17 protein-coding genes are annotated in these 20,223 nt (G+C 71.4%); 9 read left to right on the top strand and 8 right to left on the bottom strand.

The annotated features are described in order from the left end of the window. The first annotated feature begins 3 nt into the window (after positions 1–3). The 3 genes from OU416_RS32750 to OU416_RS32740 all read left to right on the top strand — a co-directional run bounded on the left by OU416_RS32750 (position 4) and on the right by OU416_RS32740 (position 3,239). Complete coding sequence (locus tag OU416_RS32750; protein WP_270930989.1) at positions 4–1,119, top strand: acyl-CoA dehydrogenase family protein; 1,116 nt, start codon at positions 4–6, stop codon at positions 1,117–1,119. Then, positions 1,116–2,099, top strand: coding sequence for an acyl-CoA dehydrogenase family protein (locus tag OU416_RS32745; protein ID WP_270930932.1), 984 nt, complete (start codon positions 1,116–1,118; stop codon positions 2,097–2,099). The genes OU416_RS32750 and OU416_RS32745 overlap by 4 nt, the downstream gene beginning before the upstream one ends. A 66-nt stretch (positions 2,100–2,165) precedes the next feature. Further along, positions 2,166–3,239 (top strand): acyl-CoA dehydrogenase family protein, encoded by a 1,074-nt coding sequence (locus OU416_RS32740; protein ID WP_270930931.1) that lies wholly within the window; start codon positions 2,166–2,168, stop codon positions 3,237–3,239. A gap of 32 nt (positions 3,240–3,271) precedes the next feature. On the opposite strand, the gene OU416_RS32735 is transcribed toward OU416_RS32740, so the two are convergent. Further along, entirely contained in the window at positions 3,272–3,754 is a 483-nt protein-coding gene (locus OU416_RS32735) for a hypothetical protein (RefSeq protein ID WP_270930930.1), read from the bottom strand. A gap of 111 nt (positions 3,755–3,865) precedes the next feature. On the opposite strand from OU416_RS32735, the gene OU416_RS32730 reads away from it, so the two are divergent. Further along, positions 3,866–4,414: a TetR/AcrR family transcriptional regulator gene (locus OU416_RS32730; protein WP_270930929.1), complete on the top strand. Its 549-nt coding sequence runs from the start codon at positions 3,866–3,868 to the stop codon at positions 4,412–4,414. On the opposite strand, the gene OU416_RS32725 is transcribed toward OU416_RS32730, so the two are convergent. After that, a complete protein-coding gene (locus OU416_RS32725) occupies positions 4,411–7,275 on the bottom strand; it encodes an ATP-binding protein (RefSeq protein ID WP_270930928.1) in 2,865 nt (954 codons plus the stop codon). The genes OU416_RS32730 and OU416_RS32725 overlap by 4 nt on opposite strands. Positions 7,276–7,420: 145 nt before the next feature. Here OU416_RS32725 and OU416_RS32720 point away from each other — a divergent pair, with 145 nt between their 5' ends. Continuing rightward, the gene (locus OU416_RS32720) at positions 7,421–8,620 is read left to right on the top strand and encodes a S8 family peptidase (protein ID WP_270930927.1); all 1,200 of its coding nucleotides are present in this window, start codon (positions 7,421–7,423) and stop codon (positions 8,618–8,620) included. A gap of 108 nt (positions 8,621–8,728) precedes the next feature. On the opposite strand, the gene OU416_RS32715 is transcribed toward OU416_RS32720, so the two are convergent. From OU416_RS32715 to OU416_RS32700, 4 genes are all read right to left on the bottom strand, one after another. Continuing rightward, on the bottom strand, positions 8,729–9,154 hold the full coding sequence (locus tag OU416_RS32715; RefSeq protein ID WP_270930926.1) for a MaoC family dehydratase: 426 nt from the start codon (positions 9,152–9,154) through the stop codon (positions 8,729–8,731). Between the two features lie 2 nt (positions 9,155–9,156). After that, positions 9,157–9,621, bottom strand: coding sequence for a MaoC family dehydratase N-terminal domain-containing protein (locus OU416_RS32710; RefSeq protein ID WP_270930925.1), 465 nt, complete (start codon positions 9,619–9,621; stop codon positions 9,157–9,159). A gap of 93 nt (positions 9,622–9,714) precedes the next feature. Continuing rightward, the gene (locus OU416_RS32705; RefSeq protein ID WP_270930924.1) at positions 9,715–10,875 is read right to left on the bottom strand and encodes an acetyl-CoA C-acetyltransferase; all 1,161 of its coding nucleotides are present in this window, start codon (positions 10,873–10,875) and stop codon (positions 9,715–9,717) included. A 138-nt stretch (positions 10,876–11,013) separates the two neighbouring features. Further along, complete coding sequence (locus tag OU416_RS32700; RefSeq protein WP_270930923.1) at positions 11,014–11,751, bottom strand: hypothetical protein; 738 nt, start codon at positions 11,749–11,751, stop codon at positions 11,014–11,016. 155 nt (positions 11,752–11,906) lie between these two features. Between OU416_RS32700 and OU416_RS32695 the strand changes: the two genes are divergently transcribed. Beyond that, positions 11,907–12,371, top strand: coding sequence for a MarR family winged helix-turn-helix transcriptional regulator (locus OU416_RS32695; protein ID WP_270930922.1), 465 nt, complete (start codon positions 11,907–11,909; stop codon positions 12,369–12,371). A gap of 125 nt (positions 12,372–12,496) precedes the next feature. On the opposite strand, the gene OU416_RS32690 is transcribed toward OU416_RS32695, so the two are convergent. After that, on the bottom strand, positions 12,497–13,324 hold the full coding sequence (locus tag OU416_RS32690) for an SAM-dependent methyltransferase (protein WP_270930921.1): 828 nt from the start codon (positions 13,322–13,324) through the stop codon (positions 12,497–12,499). A gap of 126 nt (positions 13,325–13,450) precedes the next feature. Here OU416_RS32690 and OU416_RS32685 point away from each other — a divergent pair, with 126 nt between their 5' ends. The 3 genes from OU416_RS32685 to OU416_RS32675 all read left to right on the top strand — a co-directional run bounded on the left by OU416_RS32685 (position 13,451) and on the right by OU416_RS32675 (position 14,962). Continuing rightward, the gene (locus tag OU416_RS32685) at positions 13,451–14,320 is read left to right on the top strand and encodes a helix-turn-helix domain-containing protein (RefSeq protein WP_270930920.1); all 870 of its coding nucleotides are present in this window, start codon (positions 13,451–13,453) and stop codon (positions 14,318–14,320) included. 110 nt (positions 14,321–14,430) lie between these two features. Continuing rightward, complete coding sequence (locus tag OU416_RS32680) at positions 14,431–14,664, top strand: DUF397 domain-containing protein (protein ID WP_093358073.1); 234 nt, start codon at positions 14,431–14,433, stop codon at positions 14,662–14,664. Continuing rightward, positions 14,648–14,962 carry a hypothetical protein gene (locus OU416_RS32675; protein WP_270930919.1) on the top strand — a complete coding sequence of 105 codons (315 nt, stop codon included), beginning with the start codon at positions 14,648–14,650 and terminating at the stop codon, positions 14,960–14,962. The genes OU416_RS32680 and OU416_RS32675 overlap by 17 nt, the downstream gene beginning before the upstream one ends. Before the next feature lie 216 nt (positions 14,963–15,178). Here OU416_RS32675 and OU416_RS32670 read toward each other — a convergent pair whose 3' ends face one another. After that, complete coding sequence (locus OU416_RS32670; RefSeq protein ID WP_270930918.1) at positions 15,179–20,188, bottom strand: tetratricopeptide repeat protein; 5,010 nt, start codon at positions 20,186–20,188, stop codon at positions 15,179–15,181. Positions 20,189–20,223: the final 35 nt, after the last annotated feature.

Raw genomic sequence — 20,223 nt, 5'->3', positions numbered from 1 at the left:
ACAGTGGACCTCGATCTTTCCGCCGCAGACCTGGAATTCCGCGACGAGGTGCGCGACTGGCTGCGCGAGCACGTCCCCCGCGAACCGCTGCCCTCGCTGGAGACCGAAGCGGGCTTCGCCGCGCACCGGCGCTGGGAGCAGGAGCTGCACGAGGCCCGGCTGTCGGTGGTGTCGTGGCCGGAGGAGTTCGGCGGGCGCGGCGCGTCGCTGCTGCAGTGGGTGCTGTTCGAGGAGGAGTACTACGCCGCGGGCGCGCCCGGCCGGGTCAGCCAGAACGGGATCTTCCTGCTGGCCCCGACGCTGTTCGAGCACGGCACGCCGGACCAGCAGCAGCGCTACCTGCCGCGGATGGCGGCAGGCACCGACATCTGGGCGCAGGCGTGGTCGGAGCCGGAAGCGGGCAGCGACCTCGCCGGGATCCGCTCCACCGCGCGGCGCGTGGACGGCGGCTGGCTGCTGTCCGGGCAGAAGACGTGGAGCTCCCGCGCCGCCTTCGCCGACATCGCCTTCGGGCTGTTCCGCAGCGATCCCGATGCGCAGCGGCACCGCGGGCTGACCTACTTCCTGTTCCCGCTGGACGCCGACGGGGTCACCGTGCGGCCGATCGGCCGGATCGACGGCAAGCCCGCCTTCGCCGAGCTGTTCCTGGACGAGGTGTTCGTGCCGGATCAGGACGTGCTCGGCGAGGTCGGCGCGGGCTGGCGGGTGGCGATGAGCACCGCGAGCAACGAGCGCGGCCTGACGCTGCGCAGCCCCGGCCGGTTCCTCGCCACCGCGCAACGGCTCACCGAGCTCCCGGGCGCGCTGGACGACGACCGGGTGGTGGACGCGTGGATCGCGGCCCAGGCCTACCGGCTGGCCACCTTCGAGACCGTCGCCAAGATCTCCGGCGGCGGTGAGCTCGGCGCGGAGGCCAGCCTGAACAAGCTGTTCTGGTCCGAGCTGGACATCGCGATGCACGAGACGGCGTGGGACCTGCTGGGCCCCGCCGCCGAGGTGTCGCCGTGGGTCGAGGGCCACCTGTTCTCGCTGGCCGGGCCGATCTACGCGGGGACCAACGAAATCCAGCGCAACGTGGCGGCCGAGCGCCTGCTCGGGCTGCCGAGGGGGTCGCGATGAGGTTCGCACCGGACCGCGAGCAGCAGGACATGGCCGACACCTTGCGGGACCTGCTCGCCGACGCCGACACGGCGAAGATCGCCCGCGCGTGGGCGGGCGGCGAGACCGCCGCGTGGTGGCAGGTGTGGCGGGATCTCGCCGAGGTCGGCGTCACCGGGCTCACCGTGCCGCAGGAGCAGGGCGGGCTGGAGCTCGGCGCGGTCGAGCTGGCGCTGTGCCTGGAGCAGTTCGGGTACGCGGCGCTGCCCGGGCCGCTCATCGAGTCGCTGGCGTTCCTGCCGCGCTTGCTGCCGGGATCGCCGTGGCTGGCGGAGCTGGCGGAGGGCCGGACCGTCGGAACGGCGATCGTGGCCGGTCACCTGCCCCACGCGCTCGACGCGGACCAGGCGGGCGCGGTGTTCCGCTGCGACGGCGACGGCGTGCGCAGGCTGGGCGGAATCCGGTTGCAGCAGCACGAGTCCTTCGACCCGGCCCGCAGGCTGTTCACCGTCGAGCACACCACGGCCGAGCCCGTCGATGCCGACCTCGACTCCGCCTTCGACCACGGCGTGCTGGGCAGCGCCGCCTACCTGTTCGGCCTCGGGTGGCGACTGCTGGACATCTCCACCGAGTACGTCAAGCAGCGGCACCAGTTCGGCCGCCCGGTCGGCGAGTTCCAGGCCGTCAAGCACCACCTGGCGAACGTGCTGCTCAAGCTGGAGTTCGTCCGCCCGCTGATCCGCGGCGCCTGCCTGTCGATCGACGGCCCGCGCGGCTCCCGCGACGTCTCCGCGGCCAAGATCGCCGCGGGCGAGGCCGCCCAGGCAGCCGCGCGAACCGCGCTGCAGGTGCACGGCGCGATCGGCTACACAGCGGAGCACGACCTGCACCTGTGGCTCACCAAGGCGACGGCGCTGCGCACCTCCTGGGGCACCCCGGCCTGGCACCGCCTCCGCGTCGCCACCGCCCTGTCCACCGACCTCACCCCCATCGGCACCTGACCCGTCACCCGGCGCGGTGTCAATTTCGTACGAAATTGACCGCCACCTCGCTCGGCAGGAGGAACTGTGCGCTTCGCTTTCACCGAGGAGCAGGAGGAGCTGCGCCGCACCGTGCGCAAGCTGCTCGACCGTCACGGCGGCCCGGTCGTCCCGGCTCCGGAGGAGCCGGATCCGGGGTACGACACGGCGCTGTGGAAGCAGCTCGGCGAGATCGGTGCGCACGGCCTGGCCGTTGCCGAGGAGCACGGCGGAGTCGGGGCCACCCTGCTGGAAACCCTGATCGTCGTCGAGGAGCTCGGACGCCGCCTGGTGTCCAACCCGTTCCTCGGCAGCACCGTGCTCAGCGCGCAAGCGCTGCTGGCGACCGGCAACACCGGCGCTTGCGCTCGGCTGCTCCCGGCGATCGCCGACGGCGAGCAGATCGCCGCCCTGTCCTGGGCGGAACCGAATTCCCCTTGGCATGCCGCCACTTTCGCCACCACTGCCCGCCCCCGGGGCACCGGCTGGTTGCTGACCGGGCACAAGACTCTGGTGCTCGACGCCGCTCAGGCGGACGTGCTGCTGGTCGTGGCGATGGCCGATGGCGAAGCCTCGCTGTTCGAGGCGCTCCCGGGATCCACCGTGACTCCATCGGTTCCCGTGGACCTCACCCGGCGGATGGGCGAGGTCCGCCTCGCCGGCACGCCGGCGAGGTTCATCGGCCGGGCGCCGCTGCGGCGGATGGCGGACGTGGCGGCGGCCGCGATCGCCGCCGAGCAGATCGGAGCGGCGCAGCGCTGGCTGCAGGAGACCGTGGAGTACACCAAGATCCGCAAGCAGTTCGGCCGCCCCATCGGCTCGTTCCAAGCCATCAAGCACCGCCTCGCCGACTGCTACGCGGCGATCGAGTCGGCCCGCTCGCTGTCGTACGCGGCGAGCTGGGCGGTGTCCACTCAGGACGATCGAGCGAGCGAGCTGGCGTCGATGGCCAAATCAGCCTGCGGCGACGCGTACTCGCAGATCGCGGCGGAAGGCGTCCAGCTCCACGGCGGCATCGGCATCACCTGGGAGCACGAAGCCCACCTCCACCTGAAGCGGGCCCACGCGGCCAAGCACCTCTTCGGCACCCCGCAACACCACCGCGCCGCTCTCCTGCCGTGAGCGCTTCGGGGTGCCATAGCGCCCCGAACCGCTCACGGCCGGTTGACGGCACCAGCGAGCAGCTGGCACATCGCAGGCGTGTGCTCGTGCACCACCGAGTTCCACATGTCGCGCACCGCACCGGTGTCCAGCTGGATGAAACTCCCGTACAGCAGCGAATCCGGCCGACGCCGGACGAACAGTTCGCCGTGCAACCCCGCCTCGGAGCTCGTGCTGAGCACGACCTCGTCCGGCGTGCTGCGCTGGATCAGCCAGCCGAGCACGTGCTGTGCGTCATCCAGCGGCCCGAGCCGCAGGCCCATGCCGGACCAGCCCGACAGGAGCGCTCGGCGCAGCTCGGCCGGGGCCTGCTCCAAGATCGCCCGGACCCACTGCTCCGCGGAGCGGTTCCCGGCAGCGGAGAACTCGGCGAGCACGGCGTTCTCGTAGTCGATCCGGGCGAGCTCGCTGAACGTGCGGAGATCGGGCGGCACCGCGACCTCGCGCGCCTCGACCGGACTTGCGGAGTCGGACATGGGAACTCCTCCAATGCGGCTGGACGCATCTCATCCGTACAGCGCTGTACGGATGAGATTAGGAACCATCGGTGGCAGAGTCAACACCGCACGCGAGAACAGGAGAGACCGATGGCACCGCCCACCCGAACACCGCCCGCCAAGTGGATCGAGGCAGGCCTGCGGGCCCTCGCCGCAGGTGGCCCGGAAGCCGTCCGGATCGATCCGCTGGCCAAGACCCTCGGCGCCACCAGGGGCAGCTTCTACTGGCACTTCGCCGACCGCGGCGCGCTGCTGGAAGCGATGCTCGACACCTGGGAGCGGATGAGCATCGACGAGGTGATCGAGCAGGTCGAGGACGAGTGCGGGGACGCGCGGGCGAGGGTGCAGCTGGCCGGTGCGCTCACCTTCTCCGACGAGATCGTGCCGATCGACCTCGCCGTCCGCGACTGGGCCCGGCGCGACGCCGCCGTCGCCGAGCGCCTGCGCCGCGTGGACAACCGGCGGATGGACTACGCGCGCTCGCAGTTCCGCACGTTCTGCCCCGACGACGACGAAGTGGAGGCCCGCAGCATGATCGCCTTCTCGCTGGCGGTCGCCAAGAGCATCATCGCCGCCGACCACGGCGAGCGCACCCGCCTGGAAGTCCTGGAGCTGGCCACCCGGCGACTCCTGGACTAGAGCCGCAGCTGGGTTCGGGAGCGGACGCCGAGCTTGCGCAGGACTCTGGCCGCGTGCTGCTCGACCGTGCGCGGGGACAGGAAGAGGATCTCGGCGATCTCGCGGTTCGTGTGGCCGCTGGCGAGCAGGCGCGCCACCTCTTCCTCGCGCGGTGACAGCTCGTCGCCGTAGCCGCGGCGGCCGCGGCGGGAGGGCTTGCCGCCGCCCGCGCCGCGCAGCAGGTGCCTGCACCGCGCCGCGTCGCGCGTGGCTCCGAGCTGGTCGAACACGTCGACCAGGTGGGACAGCTGCGCCGTCGCCGCCGCGTGCTCGGTGGTGAGCAGGCAGGTCGCCGCGCGTTCGGCGACCGTGGCCGCGTAGTAGGGCGCGGGCAGCTCTTCGTACCGCTCGGTCGCGGCCCGGTAGTGCGCCACCGCTTCGGCGAGTTCGCCGCGGTGTTCGGCCAGGCGACCGCGGCACTGGGTCAGCGCGGCCACCGCGATCGGCACGTCCAGCCCGGCGATCCGGTCGGCCATCTCCGCCACCAGCCGCTGCGCGTCCGCCTCGCGGCCCGCCGCCAGGTACACCGCGACCGCCACCGGCCCCAGCTCGCCGATCCACGCCCAGACCCCCTTCCGCCGCAGGAAGTCCAGGCCGCGGTCCACGTCCGCGCAGGCGCGGGCCGGCTCGTCCTGCGACAGCAGGTTCCACGCCAGTCCCGCGCAGCCCGCGATGCCGACCGGGCTGATCGCCTCCTCCGGCGCGAACGCCCCGGTCTCGGTGAAGTGGCTGGTCGCGGCCGCCCACTCGCCGCGGGTCACGGCGAGCGAACCCAGCACCAGGCTCAGCTCGCTGGTCACCGGGAACAGGTCGCGGTACTCGTCGAGCATCCGGGTCGAGCGTTCCGCGAGATCGCCCCACTCGCCGGTGAACCAGTCCAGCCGCGCTTGCGTCGACCTGGCCGTGCTGACCACGAAGGTCGCGCCGCACGCGGTGGCCAACCGCACGCCTTCGCGCAGCAGCTCACCGGCCAGCCGCAGGTGCCCGGTCCACGCGCACGCGTCGCCGAGGTTGGAGCGCAGCCGGGCGAGGTGGTGTTGCTCGCCGACGGTGCTCACCTGCTCCGGCAGCTCGTCGAGCGAGCGCAGCACGGTGGGATCCCCGACGTGCATGCGCGAGCAGAACTCGTTGGCCAGCAGGGACAACCGCAGCTCGCCGCGCGCTTCCCGCCGGTACTCGGTGAGCCGCGCCTGCCAGGGCCGGAGCTCGGCCAGCGACGTCTGGCCCACGTAGGCCAGCGCGAGCACCGAAGCGCCCCGGGCCGCCAGGTCCGGGCGCGCGGACAGGTCGTTGAGCGCCCGCTCGATCTCCGCGCGCGCCGTCGCCAGCCCACCGGCCTGCCGCAGCAGCAGCAATCCCAGGTAGAGGCGGACTTCTCCGCGCGCGGAGGTGGACAGCCGCTGGTCGTTGAGCAGACCTTCCAAGGTTTCGCTGGGATCGCGCTGGTCCAGCCCGGTGTGCGCGATCTTGCCCAGCTTGATCGCCAGCCGGTCGACGTGCTCGGCGGGCAGGCTCTGCTCCTTCAGCAACCGCTGGAGCAGCGCCGTGGTGGTGGCGGCATCGCCCAGCGCCGCAGCGCGGTCGGCGGCCGCTTCCCCGTAGGACAGCCAGTCGGCCACCCGCCCGGCGCGTTCGCTGTGATCGGCGAGCTGGTGCAGCGGCTTGGGCTCGACCCGGTCCAGCACGTCGATCGCGCGCGCGTGCAGGTAGACCCGGTCCGGGCCGCCGATGGTGTCGTAGACCGCTTGCATGGCGAGGGAATGGCGGAATCCGTAGGTGCCGCCGTCCTGCTCGTGCAGCACGTGGCCGCTCAGCGCGTGCGTCAGCGCGGTGCGCAGCCGCGGCTCGGGCACTCCGGCGACCGCGCCGAGGAGCTCCGCGGTCACCGGGACACCCAGCACCGCAGCCGCTTTGACGAGCCTGGTCGCCGCGGTCGGCAGCGTCGCGAGGCGTTCGGCCATCGCATCCCGCAGCAGCACGGGGACTTCCACCGTGTCGAGCAGCCTTCGCGCGGCGGCGCCGTCGGTCCGCACCGCACCGCCGCGGTTGCGCAGCGCCCGCAGGGTTTCCTCCACGACGAAGGGGATCCCGGCGGTCCGCTCGTGCAGCCGCGCGGCGAACTGCGCCGACACCCGGTCCTCGCCGAGGATCGCCGAGGTCAGCGCGCGGACTTCGTCCACACCCAGCGGATCCAGCGGCAGCACCACGCTGACCACGCCGTTGGGCGGCCGGTAGGCGACGCCCAGCGGCAGCCCGCCCGGCACGTCCTCGCGCCGGTAGGTGACCGCGGTGGTCAGGTTCGCGGGCGGATCGCCCATCAGGAACCGCAGCAGCTGGCGGGTTCCGTCGTCGGCCCACTGCAAGTCCTCGATCACCAGCAGCAGCGGTCCCAGCGAGCTCAGCAGCTCGCGCACCGCGCGGAACAGCCGGTGCCGTTCGGCGCGCGGGTCGCCGAGCGGTTCCGGCGGAGCGGGCAGGTGTTCGGCGATCTCCGGCAGCAGCGGCCCGAGCACGCCGGTCACCGGGCTCAGCGCCGCAGGCCCCGGGCGCGCGCTGCGCAGCGCTTCGAGCACCGCGCCGTACGGGAACGGTTCACCCACTTGGCGGCAGTGCCCGACCAGCGGCGTGGTCGGCCCCAGATCACCGGCGAGCACTTCCCTGACCAGCCTGCTCTTGCCCACCCCGGCCTCGCCCTCGATCAGCGCCACCGCTGGGTGCAGAGCGGCCAGCGCCTGCAACGACGCGAGCTGTTCACCACGTCCTACGAGCACCGGCGAACTGGTGCGGATCTGCGTGCGGGCAGGTCTCGGGGTGCGCGCCACGGACTCTCCCTTCACCGAAAGACTGGTATCCCTACGTACTGAAACACGGATTGATCACCGTGTGGTCACCAACCGATCGTGTTTGCAGTGGCTGTGCGTCACCAACTTCTGTCGACAGCCGCACGACTTGCAAGGGAGCAAGCAGATGCGACACGACCGCAAGATCCGGCTGACCACCGCGCTGGGCGCGGGTGCGCTGGCCGCGGCGATGATCGCCGCACCGGCCGCCGCGGCGGAGCCCACCGGGGAGATCCGCCCCACCGCAGAACCGGTCGCCGACAGCTACATCGTGGTGCTGAAGGACGAGGTGGCGAGCGCGTCCGCCACCACCAGCACCGCGACCCGGCTCGCCGACTCCTACGGCGGGACGGTGACCGCGACCTACACCTCGACGATCCGCGGCTTCGCCGTGCAGCTCGACGAGGCGGCCGCCGAGCGGTTGGCAGCCGACGATTCGGTCGCGTACGTGCAGCAGGACGGCATCGCCCGGATCAGCGGCACCCAGCAGAACGCGACGTGGGGCCTGGACCGGATCGACCAGCAGAACCTCCCGCTGGACAGCACCTACACCTATCCCAACACCGGTTCCGGGGCGACCGCCTACATCCTCGACACCGGTGTGGACAAGCGCCACCCCGACTTCGAGGGCCGGGCCACCGACGGCTACGACTTCATCGACAACGACGGCGACGCCTCGGACTGCCAGGGGCACGGCACCCACGTGGCGGGCACCGTCGGTTCGAAGACCTACGGCGTGGCCAAGGAGGTGAAGCTGGTCAGCGTGCGCGTGCTCGACTGCCAGGGCTCCGGCCAGTACTCGCAGATCATCTCCGGGGTGGACTGGGTGGCGCGCAACGCGACCAAGCCCGCGGTGGCGAACATGAGCCTCGGCGGCCCGGCCAACAGCTCGCTCGACAGCGCGGTGCAACGGGCGATCCAGGCCGGTGTCACCTTCGCGGTGGCCTCGGGAAACGACAGCACCAATGCGTGCAACACCTCGCCGGCCCGCGTCTCGTCCGCGATCACGGTCAATGCGACCGACAGCAGGGACAGCCGCTCGACGTTCTCGAACTACGGCAGCTGCACGGACATCTTCGCTCCGGGCACGAACATCACCTCGACCACCAACGGCGGTGGCACCGGAGCGATGAGCGGAACTTCGATGGCCACCCCGCACGTGGCGGGCGCGACGGCGCTGTACCTGACCGCGAACCCGTCGGCCACGCCGGCCCAGGTCGCCCAGGCGCTGGTGAGCAACGGAACGCAGGGCAAGGTGACCAACCCCGGCTCGGGGTCGACGAACAGCCTGCTCTACGTCGGTTTCATCGGCTCGGGTCAGCAGTGACCTACTGACCGGCCCCCTGAACCCGGGACCCCGAACCCGGTGCTGCGGCGGCGGGCAGGCTCTCTCCCCGTAGCCTGCCCGCCGCCGCCTTTCGTCCACAGTGGCTGATCACATCAGCTGGACGACCGCCCGCGCCTTGGCCAGCACCTCCACGTCCCCGCAGGTGGCCGTGAGTTCCACCGCCACCTTCCGGTCCGGCAGCTTCTCCGCCACCCTGCCGGTGACCAGGACCTCCACCCCGGTGTCGTCGTCGGGAACCACCACCGGCTTGGCGAAGCGGACGCCGTACTCGCGCACCGCGCCGGGATCGCCCGCCCAGTCGGTGACCAGCCGGGCCGCCTCGGCCATGGTGAGCATGCCGTGCGCGATCACGTCCGGCAGCCCTGCCTGCCGGGCGATCCGCTCGTTCCAGTGGATCACGTTGAAGTCCCCGGAAGCCCCGCAGTACTTCACCAGCGTCAGCCGCTGGATCGGGTAGCGCTCGGGGCCGATCTCGGTGCCGACCGCCACCTCGTCGTAGCTCGGGATCGCCATCGTCACTCCCCCGCCCCGGCCGCGGTCCCCCGCGACACGATCACGTTGACCGCGGTGCACACCAGATCGCCGCCCGCGTCGCGGATCTCGGTCTCCACCCGCACCAGCTCGTTCTTCCCGGCGTCGCGGATCTCCGCGATCCGCCCGGTCGCGGTGAGCACGTCGCCGGCGCGGATCGGCCGCTCGTAGCGGAACTCCTGCTCGCCGTGCACCACCAGCCGCATGTTCAGCCCGAACTCGGGCCGCCGGATCGGATTGCTCTCCGCCGCCGCCCCGGCCGCCACGATCCCGAAGGTGGGCGGCGCGATCACGTCCGGATGCCCCAGCTCCCGCGCGGCTTGCGCACTCCGATAAGCCGGGTTCGGATCTCCGATCGCCTCGGCGAACTCCCGGATCTTGCCGCGCGTCACCTCGTACGCCACACCCGCGCTGAACTCGTGCCCGACGAACTCGCGATTGATCGCCACGTCACTCCCCTCACTCGACCGATACCGGCGTGAAGGGCACCTTTAGGCAACTATGCTGCTAAAAGGTGCCCTTCACCGCGAAAATCTCTGCGTTCAGAGGCGTTCGACGATGGTGACGTTGGCCGTGCCGCCGCCTTCGCACATCGTCTGGAGGCCGTAGCGGCCGCCGGTGCGCTCCAGTTCGGACAGCAGGGTCGTCATCAGCTTCGCGCCGGTGGCGCCCAGCGGGTGGCCGAGCGCGATCGCGCCGCCGTTGGGGTTGACCACGGCCGGATCGACGTCGATCTCCTTGAGCCAGGCCAGGACCACGCTGGCGAACGCCTCGTTGATCTCCACCACGTCGATGTCCGACGCGCTCAGGCCCGTCTTGGCCAGCGCGTGCTTGGTCGCCGGAATCGGTGCCGACAGCATGAAAACCGGGTCGTCGCCGCGCACGCTCATGTGGTGCACGCGCGCCCGCGGCCGCAACCCGTGCTCGGCGACCGCGCGTTCCGAGGCGATCAGCAGCGCGGCAGCGCCGTCGGAGATCTGGCTGGCCACGCCGGCGGTGAGCCGGCCTCCTTCGCGCAGCAGCTTGAGCCCTTCGAGCTTCTCCTTGCTGGTGTCGCGGCGCGGCCCCTCGTCGTGCTCGACTCCGGCCAGCGGCGCCAGCTCCCCGGCGAAGCGGCCCGCGTCGATCGCCTCCACCGCTCGGCGGTGGCTGCGCAGCGCGAACTCCTCCATGTCGTCGCGGGAGATCTGCCACTTCTCGGCCATCAGCTCCGCGCCGCGGAACTGCGTGACCTCCTCGTCGCCGTAGCGCTCCTGCCAACCGGTCGACCCGGAGCCCGGCCCGTAGGCGATGGGGAATCCCAGCTCCGCCGCGCCCCGCAGCGCGCTGCCGATCGGGATCGCGCTCATGTTCTGCACGCCACCGGCGATCACCAGGTCCGAGGTGCCGCTGAGCACCGCCTGCGCGGCGAAGTGCACCGCCTGCTGCGAAGAGCCGCACTGCCGGTCGACGGTCACGCCGGGCACGTGCTCGGGGAATCCCGCGGCCAGCCAACCGGTCCGCCCGATGTTGCCCGCCTGCGCGCCGACCGAGTCGACGCAGCCCCACACGACGTCCTCCACGGCTGCCGGGTCGACCCCGGTGCGGGCCAGCAGGCTGCGCAGCACGTGCGCGGAGAGGTCGGCGGGATGGATCCCGCTGAGTCCGCCGCCGCGCTTGCCCACCGGGGTCCGCACCGCGTCGATGATGTACGCCTCGGCCATGACCGTCCTCTCCGCCGCACCGGAATCCCGGCAGCGCGGTCTGATCCACTCCGACACCAGCACCCGCGAGCCTAACGAAACAAGCAAGCGTTTGGTAGATGTCGACGCCGTGCCGGGTGACGGCCGGGGCGTCGCGGGCTACTGGATCGGCATCGCCCGCAGGCGCGAGGCGTCGCGCCACAGGATCCAGGCGATGGCGAGCATCCAGAGGTCCAGGAGGAACACCGCGAGGACGAACATGTTCATCGGCAGCAGGTCGAACCCGGCGAAGTTGGTGACGCCGACCGCGAACGCGATGCCGCCCGCCGCGGCCCCGGCCCAGCCCAGCCACGACGGGTGCCCGTCGCTCTTGACGAGGGCGAGGCCGAACAGCAGGAACGGCAGACCGAGCAGGAGGGCGACGTAGAGCGGGAACATCCCGTTGGTCGCCGTCACGAGGAGCGTCCCGCGTTCGAGCAGGACGGCCTTCTCCGCGCCTTCAGCGCGAACCCACGCATCGGCGACGCCCTCCAGGGCCGGGCCGTCGATGTTGTAGTGCCAGAGCAGCACCGCCGTCCCCAGCAGCGCCACGCCCTGCCCCATCCGGCCGAGCACCCACGCGATGCCGCCGTCGAGCGAATGCGCCAGCCCGGCGAGAGCACCGACCCACAGCAGGAAGCAGAAGACGATCACCAGGTGGTGCAGCGCCCACGGGCGGTCCGCGATGAAGGTCAGCAGCGATTCGGTGGTCTGGTCGGGCAGATCGCCGTGCAGCAGGAAGGCGATGAGGTAGCCGAGCGTCCCCACCAGCGCGCACACCGCACCGGCGCGCGAGAAGGCCACCCGCCTTGCCCGCAGGTCGAGCAGCAGGTCCTGGACCGCTATCGGTTCTGCCATGTCGATCGTGACTCCCGTCGTGAGCTTCCGCGGGCCGTCGCGCCCGCCACAACTATCTTTATGGCAAAACTATTTGACTGTCAAGATTCTTGGCAAACATGACTCATCAGACTCGAGAAGTTCGAAGAACGAGGTGCCGGGCTATGATCGACCGCATGCCGGACACCCGAGAACAGCTGATCGCCGACATCGGCCGCGCGGTCAGCGAGTTTCAGGACGCCACCGACGAGGTCGACGAAGCGGGCGCGGCGCGGCTCGGCGTCAACCGCACCGATCTGCGCTGCCTCAACGCGCTCAACAGGCGCGGGGCGCTGACGGCAGGCGCGCTGGCCGCCGAGGTCGGCCTCAGCACCGGCGCCACGACGATCGCCATCGACCGCCTCGCCCGCCAGGGCTACGTCGAGCGGGTGCGCGCCGACCAGGACCGCCGCCGGATCACGATCACGCTCACCCCGGCGGCGACGGCGCTCATCGAGGAGCTGTGGGGGCCGATCGAGGCGGAATCCCACGAGCTCCTGAGCCGCCGGAGCCAGGCCGAGCTCAAGGCCATCCGCGAATTCCTCCGGGAAGGCACGAAGTTCCAGACCGACCACGCAGCCAGGATCCGGCACGAGGCTTGAGACCGGCGAAGGTCACCGGCTCTCACGACATCCTGGCCGAGCGCCCTGAATCGCGGGCTGCGCGACGAGCCCGGGTGCCGTATCGCGGGGAAGAACCGAACAGCCTCACGGCCGACCAGGAGCGGTCAGGGCTTGCGGGCCACCGCTCCGGCGATGCAGTGCTGGACCGGGTAGAGAGGCTTGAGGCGCGGGCCGGTCGGCCACCAGTCGGCGCACAGCACCAATCCCGGGTCCACGAACTCCAGGCCGGGGAACATGCCCTCGATCTCGGCGCGGGTGCGGAAGACGCCGGTGCCCATCGGGCTGTGCAGGAACGTCTGCTCCATGCGCCGGGCCAGGTCGCTGTACTCCTCGGTCTCCGGGTCCAGGAAGTGGCTGATGCCGACGTAGGAACCCGACGGCAGCGCGTCGATGTACTCGCGCATGATGTCCTGCGGCGGGCGCTCGCCGTCGTAGTGGTGCAGGGTGCCCATCTGGAACAGCGCGATCGGTTCGGTGAAGTCCAGCCGGCTGCGCACCACCTCGTCCTGCAGGATCTGCGCCGGTTCGAAGATGTCGGCCGGGCTGAAGTGGGTCTGCGGGTTCTCCTCCAGCAGCGCGCGCCCGTGCGCGAGCACCACCGGGTCGTTGTCGACGTAGACCACCCGCGCTTCCGGCGCGACCCGCTGCGCGACCTGGTGGGTGTTCTCCGCGGTCGGCAGCCCGGATCCGCAGTCCAGGAACTGGGTGACGCCGGTCTCGGCGGCGATGAACCGGGTGGCGCGGATCAGGAACTGCCTGTTGTCCCAGGCGAGCTGGGCCGCTTCCGGGGTGACCTCGCGGACCCGGTGGAAGACCTCGCGGTCGACCTCGTAGTTGTCCTTGCCGCCGAGGAAGGCGTCGTAGACGCGGGCGATGCTGGCTTTGCTCGTGTCGATGTGGATCGGGGTCTCGCCGTCGGAGTCGGCAGTCATCGGGGTCCTCGCTGGGCATTCGTCGGGTCGTGCGGCTGAGGGTTGCATAGCGTACGAGCTTCATAGCTCCGCGTAAACGGCCGATGTGCTATCACTGCGATGAGCAGGCAACGAGGAGGTTCGGCCATGGCGCGGGACGGCGCGGCCCGCGACGGGAGCCCGACGGCACGTCGCATCATCCTGGGCGCCCAGCTGCGCCGGTTGCGCGAGGCCGCCGAGATCCTGCCCTCGGAGGCGGCGCGGGCGATCCGCGGTTCGGAGTCCAAGATCAGCCGCATGGAGCTCGGCCGGGTTTCGCTGAAGGAACGCGACATCGAGGACCTGCTCACCCTCTACCAGGTGCACGACTTGGCCGAGCGAGCGCACTTCCTGGCGCTGGTCACCGAATCCCGGCAGCCGGGCTGGTGGAACCGGTACGCCGATTCGATGCCGCCGTGGTTCCAGGACTACGTCGGCCTGGAGGGCGTCGCCGCCCGGATCCAGACCTACGAGCTGCAGTTCATCCCAGGCCTGCTGCAGACCGAGGCCTACGCGATGGCGCTGGCCTCCTCCGGGCACCCCTCGCTGGCCGACGACGACACGAGGCGGCGGGTGTCGCTGCGGATGAAGCGCCAGAAGCTGCTCGCCCGCCCGGACGCCCCGCGCCTGTGGGCGGTCATCGACGAATCCGTGCTGCACCGCCCCATCGGCGGCAACGCGATCATGCGCGCCCAGCTCGATCACCTCCTGGAGATGACCAAGCAGCCCAACATCACGCTGCAGGTCGTGCCCTTCGCGCTGAGCGGGTACGCGGCGGAGGGTTCGTTCACGCTGCTGCGGTTCGCCGAGCCCGAGCTGCCGGACGTCGTCTACCTGGAGCACCTCAGCGGTGCGCTGTACCTGGACAAGCGGGACGAGATCGAGCGCTACAGCCGTACACTCGATCGGCTGATGGTCGATGCGCGCACTCCGGACCGGACCCGGCAGATGCTGCGGAAAGTCCGCGACGCGCACTGATTCACCCGTTCTCCGGACACGCAGGGTGATCGTCTTGTTGCGGAACGCTGTGGTACCGTCTCGCGCAATGGCGAATGCAATTGCATGTGCAGCCGATCCAGGGAGACCTGATGAACGGTAGGTTCGAAGCCCCCGTCACGGCCCTGCAGGGTGTGACCTGGCGAAAGTCCCGGCACAGCGGCAAGTGGGGAAACTGCCTCGAGCTCGCGGCGCTGGCCGACGGAACCATCGCGTTGCGCCAATCGCGCGAGCCGAACGGCACCGCGCTGATCTACACCAGAGCCGAGCTGGCCGCTTTCCTCAGCGGCGCCAAGGACGGTGAGTTCGATGACCTCGTCAGCTGACGACCAGTCCAGCATCCGGCTGCGCAAGCTGGTGGCGCGGGGGTTCCGGCTGATGCCGCCGGTCCGCGACGCCGACGGCGAGCTCATGGCGCTGATCTACGTGCGCCCGCACGGCGACATCGTCGACGTCGTCGAGCTGCGCGGCGAGGACGACGTGCGCGCGGCCCGCGTCACGCAGGACAAGGGCAGCCTGACGGCGAACCCGGCCACCGCGGAATGGCACACCGCAGGCGAGGCCTGCGACGTACTGGACCAGGTCCTGGCGCTGCCGGACCGCTTGATCGTCGCCCGCGCCTGAGCTCAGCACCTGTCTGACGAACTCGTTTTGCGGAGCGGTGCCGGTAGCGGAACCTCAGCGCCCGCCTGGACTCCGGGAGCCCGTTCTGATGTATGCCCGATACACGGCGAACGGGCTGTCCTCGCCAGGCGAACGCTGAGAACCCGCGGCGGTGCGAGCTGCGAGGGTGGGCTAAGCGGCTTCGCCGCTTCAAAGACCAAGAACCAAGGTAAACGCTCAGCCGAGGCGCGCCAGCAGCGTGTTCGCCTGCGCCGCGAAGGCGTCGTCCTCGGTGCGCACCGCCCGGTCGAGGAACTCGCGGGCGGTTTTGAGATCTCCGCGCTGGTAGTGGAATTCGCCCACCCGGTAGGCCGCTTCGGCGATGAGCTCGCTGTCCTCGGTGTTGGCGAGGGTGTACCCGTAGTGGCGGGCCGCTTCGGCGTGCTCCTCCCGCCAGTAGTGCAGTTCGGCCAGGTGCGCCGCGGCCAGCGCCGCCGACGGGTGGCCGAGGTCGATCAGGGCCTGGAACCACGGCGTCGCCGCCTCGACGTCGCGCCGCCGCTTGGCGATCAGACCGAGGTTCATCGCCGCTTTCGCCGATAAGTCCGCGTCGTCGGACTCCCACGCGCGCACGTTCCAGGAGCGCGCTTCGTCGTCGTCCTCGGCGTGGTAGGCGATCGCGGCCAGTTCCAGCAGGGCCTGGCCCGCGTAGTGGTCGTGCGGCGCGGCCTCGACCAGCTGCCGGTAGGTCTCCCGGGCCTGCTCCACCTCGCCGTCGCGGCGCAGCGACTGGGCCAGCGCGTAGACCGCCATCGGGGAGAACTGCTCGTCGGCGCTGTCGGCGGCTTCGCGGAACATCTCGATCGCCCCGGTCGCGTCGCCCTCGTCCTGGCGCTTGAGCCCGAGCATCAGCTTCATCGCCGGGTTCAGCACTTCGTCCGGGCGCTGCATGAGTTCTTCGGCCGCCGCCGGATCGTCCTCCCCCAGCAGCGCCACCAGCCGATACTTCGCCAGCGCTGCCGCGCGCTCGTCGCCCGAGGACAGCACACGCTCGTAGGCCTGCCGAGCTCCTGCGAGGTCGTCGCGGCGCTGCAGGGTCTCGCCCAGCGCCAGCACCGCCGCCGGTTCCGGTTCCGGCGCGCCGATCTCCACCGCGCAGCGCAGGTAGATCAACGCCGAGTCGGTGTCCTCGGCGCTCAGGAACTCGTTTCCGGCTTCGTAGGCCCATTCCGCGACATCGCGTTCCGGAAGCACCTCGGCGAGCCTGCGCAGCGTGTCCGCCGCCGCGCGGTGATCCCCGCCCGAGTGCTGCTGCTCCAGCACGACCCGGGCACCGTGCACGGCGTCCTCGGCCAGGCCTTCGTGGACGGCGTGGCTCGCCGCCTTGACGTAGGCGGCGACCGCGCCGGGCAGGTCGCCCTCCTCGTGGCGGATCATGCCGATGCCCAGCTCGCCGCGCGCCGCGATGTCCGGGTTGGCGGAGCGGCCGACCCGCTCGTACTCGATCCGGGCGGCGTCGCGATCGCCTTGCGCCAGCAGCATGTTCGCCAGCCGGCTGCGCGCCGCCTCGGACTGCTCCGGCACGTCCAGCGCTGCCGCGTCGCCGAACCAGCGGACGGCGGCGTCGAGGTCGTCGGCCTGCACCGCCCGCTCGCCGAGCCAGAGCATCGCGTTGATCGCGGTGCTCGGGTCGTCCGAGCGGGATGCGCGGTGCAGCAGTTCGCCGGACTCGGCGGCGGTTTCGCCGATCAGCGCGATGCGGCGGTGCACCACCTCGCCGAACTGCTCCGGTGATTCGGCGGCGGCTTCCGCCTGGTCCCAGACCCGCCTGGCTTCGACGGGATCGCCGGACTCGTGGTGGAGCTGGCCGAGCAGCACACCGGCGTCCAGCGCGGGACTGCTCGGACCGGTGGCGAATGCGCGTCGGCACGCGGCTTTCGCGCCTTCGAGGTCGTTCAGCCGGGAGAGCAGCTGTGCGAGCAGCACACCGGCCTGGGCACCTGGGTCCGAGTCGGCGACGGCGCGCCGGTACCAGCTCAGCGCTATCGCGTTCTCCTGCTGGTCCTCGGCGAGGGCGCCGAGCCGGAGCAGGCCCATCGGCGCGAGTTCGGGGTGTCCGTGGTCGGCGACCATGCGGAAGAACGCCCGTGCCTCGTCGGGGTCCTCCACCCCGACGCCGAAGTCCAGCCCCAGTTTGGTGCAGGTCCGCAGGTCGTCTCCGCCGACCTCGGCCAGCACCTGCGCGGCGGCGGTCAGGTCGCCCCACGCGGCGCACCAGAACTCGGCCACCCGCTCCGAGCCGAAGTGCTCGGTGATCGCCTCGCGCGCGCCCTCGACGTCGCCTGCCGCCATCAGCCGGTAGGCGCGCAGTTCCGCGGTTTCAGCGCCCATCTCCTGGTAGACGCGGGGGCTGATGTCCGGGTCGTCGAACGCCAGCGCCTGCTCGTAAGCCGCCTTCGCCCCGGCCTCGTCCCCGGCGTCGCGCAGCAGGTTGCCGAGCTCCAGCGCGGCGCGCGCCTGCACCTCCGCGACCCCGGAAGCGATCGCGCGCTCGTAGGTCTCCTTGGCGAGACCGGTTTCGCCGCGCTTGGCGAGCAGGGCTGCGGTGTGGACGGTTGCCAGCGCCGCCTCGGTCTCGTTCCCCACTTCCGCGGCCCGGTCGAAGGCCTCCAATGCGCCGTCGAAGTCCTCGCGCTCGCCGCGCAGCACACCCAAGCGCAACGCGGCGTCGGCGGCGCTCACGGGTTCGTCGTCCGCTGCGACTTCGGCGAGCTGCGCCTCGGCACCGTCCAGATCGCCGTCGTTCTGCAGCAGTTCCGCGATGCTGCACCGGGCGATCGCCACTTCGTCGGGCAAGCCCTCTCGCATCGCCCCTTCCCACGCCTCTCGGGCTCCGGCGACGTTGCCGTTCTCGTTGCGCAGCGCGCCGAGGTAGAGCAGCACCTCCGACTTCCGGTCGGGAGCACCGGCCTCGGCCAGCAGCGATAGCGCCCACTCGGCGAACTCCGCGTCACCGTTCGCCTGGCTCTGGCGCGCCAGGTCCATGCCCAGCTCCGTGGCGTTGTGCACCCGCACATCGTCCAGCTCGGCGAGAACGGCCCGTGCACCATCGAGATCGCGCCGGATGGCGTGCGCGCCGAAGGCCGCCAGGACGGCCACGTCCGAATCCGCGCCCGCGGCACGATCGAAGCACTTCAGCGCCCCGTCCAGGTCGTAGGCGTACACCAGTTCCTCGCCCAGCAGGTAGGCCGCGCGCGGCGCGAGCTCCGGGTGACCGCTGGCCATGGTGGTCCGGTAGAGCGCCTTGAGGTCCTCGTCGTGCCCGGCGACGCGGTAGAGCATCGCGAGCTTGCCGAAGACCTCGGCCAGCAGCGACGGATATCCCGCCGCGGCGGCCGTGGCGAACGCCGCGATCACGTCCTCCGGCTCGCCGTGCTCGACCAGCAGGTGGCCGAGCTGCGCGGCCGACCACGGGAGCAGCACCGGGTGCCCGTCGGTGACGATCCGCTCCAGCAGCCGCACCGCGTCGTCCGCCCGCTGCTCGCGGACCAGCCAGTCCGCCAGCAGCTGACCGGCCTTGGTCCACACCAGCCGGTTCGGCGAGTCGGTCAGCGGGCCGAGCAGTTCCACCGCGGCGATGACGTCCGAGGTCAGCAGAATTTCGGCCTGCACCAGCAGCGCCAGGTCGCGCACCAGCGGTTCCCCGGCCGCCACGAGCCGGTCCAGCCCGCCGTCCTCGTTGTGCTCCAGCCGGAAGAGCGCCTCCAGGACCGGCCCGGCGGCCGGTTCCTCGACGAGCGCACGGCGGAAGACCGCGTCCTGCACGAGCGAGGCGTCCTCGGCCGCCGAAGCGCGCTGCAAGGTTCGGCGGGCCTGCTCGATCTCGCCCGAGACGGCCTCCAGCAGGCCGAGCGAGTTGGCCGCCATCACCGACCACACCCGCACGTCCATGTCGATGACCTGCTGGTAGGCCAGGCGTGCGGCGGCCACGTCACCCGAGCCGGCGGCCTGGTGCGCCCGCATCGCGAGCTCCTTGGCGTCCTCGCCGGCCGGGTCCTGCTGCGCGTCCATGACGTCCACCATGGACAGTGCGAGTTCGGCCTGGTGCGCGACGCGCGGGTCCTCGGCCTGCGCGGCCCGGCGGAACGCCGCGATGGCTGCTTCCACGTCTCCGTGCTCGTACTGCAACGCCCCCAGGTTGTAGGCGGCCAGCGGCGCCTTGCCCGCGTGCCCGGACGCCTCGACGCGGCCGAAGGTCTCGATCGCACCGGCGATGTCGCCCTCGTCGCGCTGCAGCTCGGCGAGCACGCCCAGCGCCTCGACCGAGAAGTGCGGGTGCCGCGTGTTGATCACGCGCTGGTAGGTCTCGCGCGCCTGGTCCGGCTGGCCGAGGGCCCGCAGCTGCATGCCCAAGTGGATCAGCGCGTGCAGCCGGATGTTGGGGCGCGGATCGTCGGCCGCCGACCGGAACGCCTCGGCCGCTGCCGCCGCGTCGCCGGAATCCTCCAGCACGCCGCCCAGCAGCACGTGCCCCCAGCCGAGGTGCTCGGGGTGGCGGTAGGCGATGATCCGCTCGGCCATCTGGCGAGCGATCGCCGGGTCCTCGGCGTGCAGCGCGTAGAGCTTCGCCGCACCGAGCGATCCGTAGTTCGGGTGCCCGCTGTCCAGCAGCCGCCGCAGGATCGGCTCGGCGTCGCGGTCGCGTCCCTGCTCCAGCAGCGAGCACGCCTGCTCGTAGGCGACCTGGAGGTACCGATCGGCGGAGCGCTCGCCGGGCGCGGGCAGCTCCAGCTCGCCGGCGATCTCGACCACGCCGGGATCGCTGCTGGTCATGGCCCGCTCGCGCGCTTCCCTGGCGCCCTCGACATCGCCGAGCATGTGCAGCACTTGGGCCAGCAGCGCGTCGGCGCGACCGGCGGCGTCCGGGTCGGCGCCATCGGCGGCGAAGCGCAGCACGGCCTGCGCGGCGATCAGGTCGTCGGCGTCGAACAGCAGCAGACCTAAGGCGATCGCGGCGACCTGCGCGTAGATCGGGTGGCCGGAATCGATGGTCCGCTGGTGCATGGCGCGGGCCTGCTCGTGATCGCCGAGCTCGTCGAGCAGCCCGCCGAGCAGGCAGGCGGCGTGCGCTGCGGCGTCGAAGTCGCCGTCGTCGAGGACGGTGCGCAACTCCTGCTCCGCGGCGGCGAGGTCACCGTTGCTCCACAGCCGCCGAGCCATGGTGACCCGCTGTTCCCACAGTGACACGCCGTGCCTCCGATCAGGTGATCATCGATCGCGGC

Origin of the sequence: Saccharopolyspora indica, from assembly GCF_027853965.1 — a bacterium.
Lineage (GTDB): Bacteria > Actinomycetota > Actinomycetes > Mycobacteriales > Pseudonocardiaceae > Saccharopolyspora > Saccharopolyspora indica.
The sequence above is the reverse complement of the archived record's forward strand: the minus strand, read 5'-3'. Positions and strand labels throughout refer to the sequence as shown.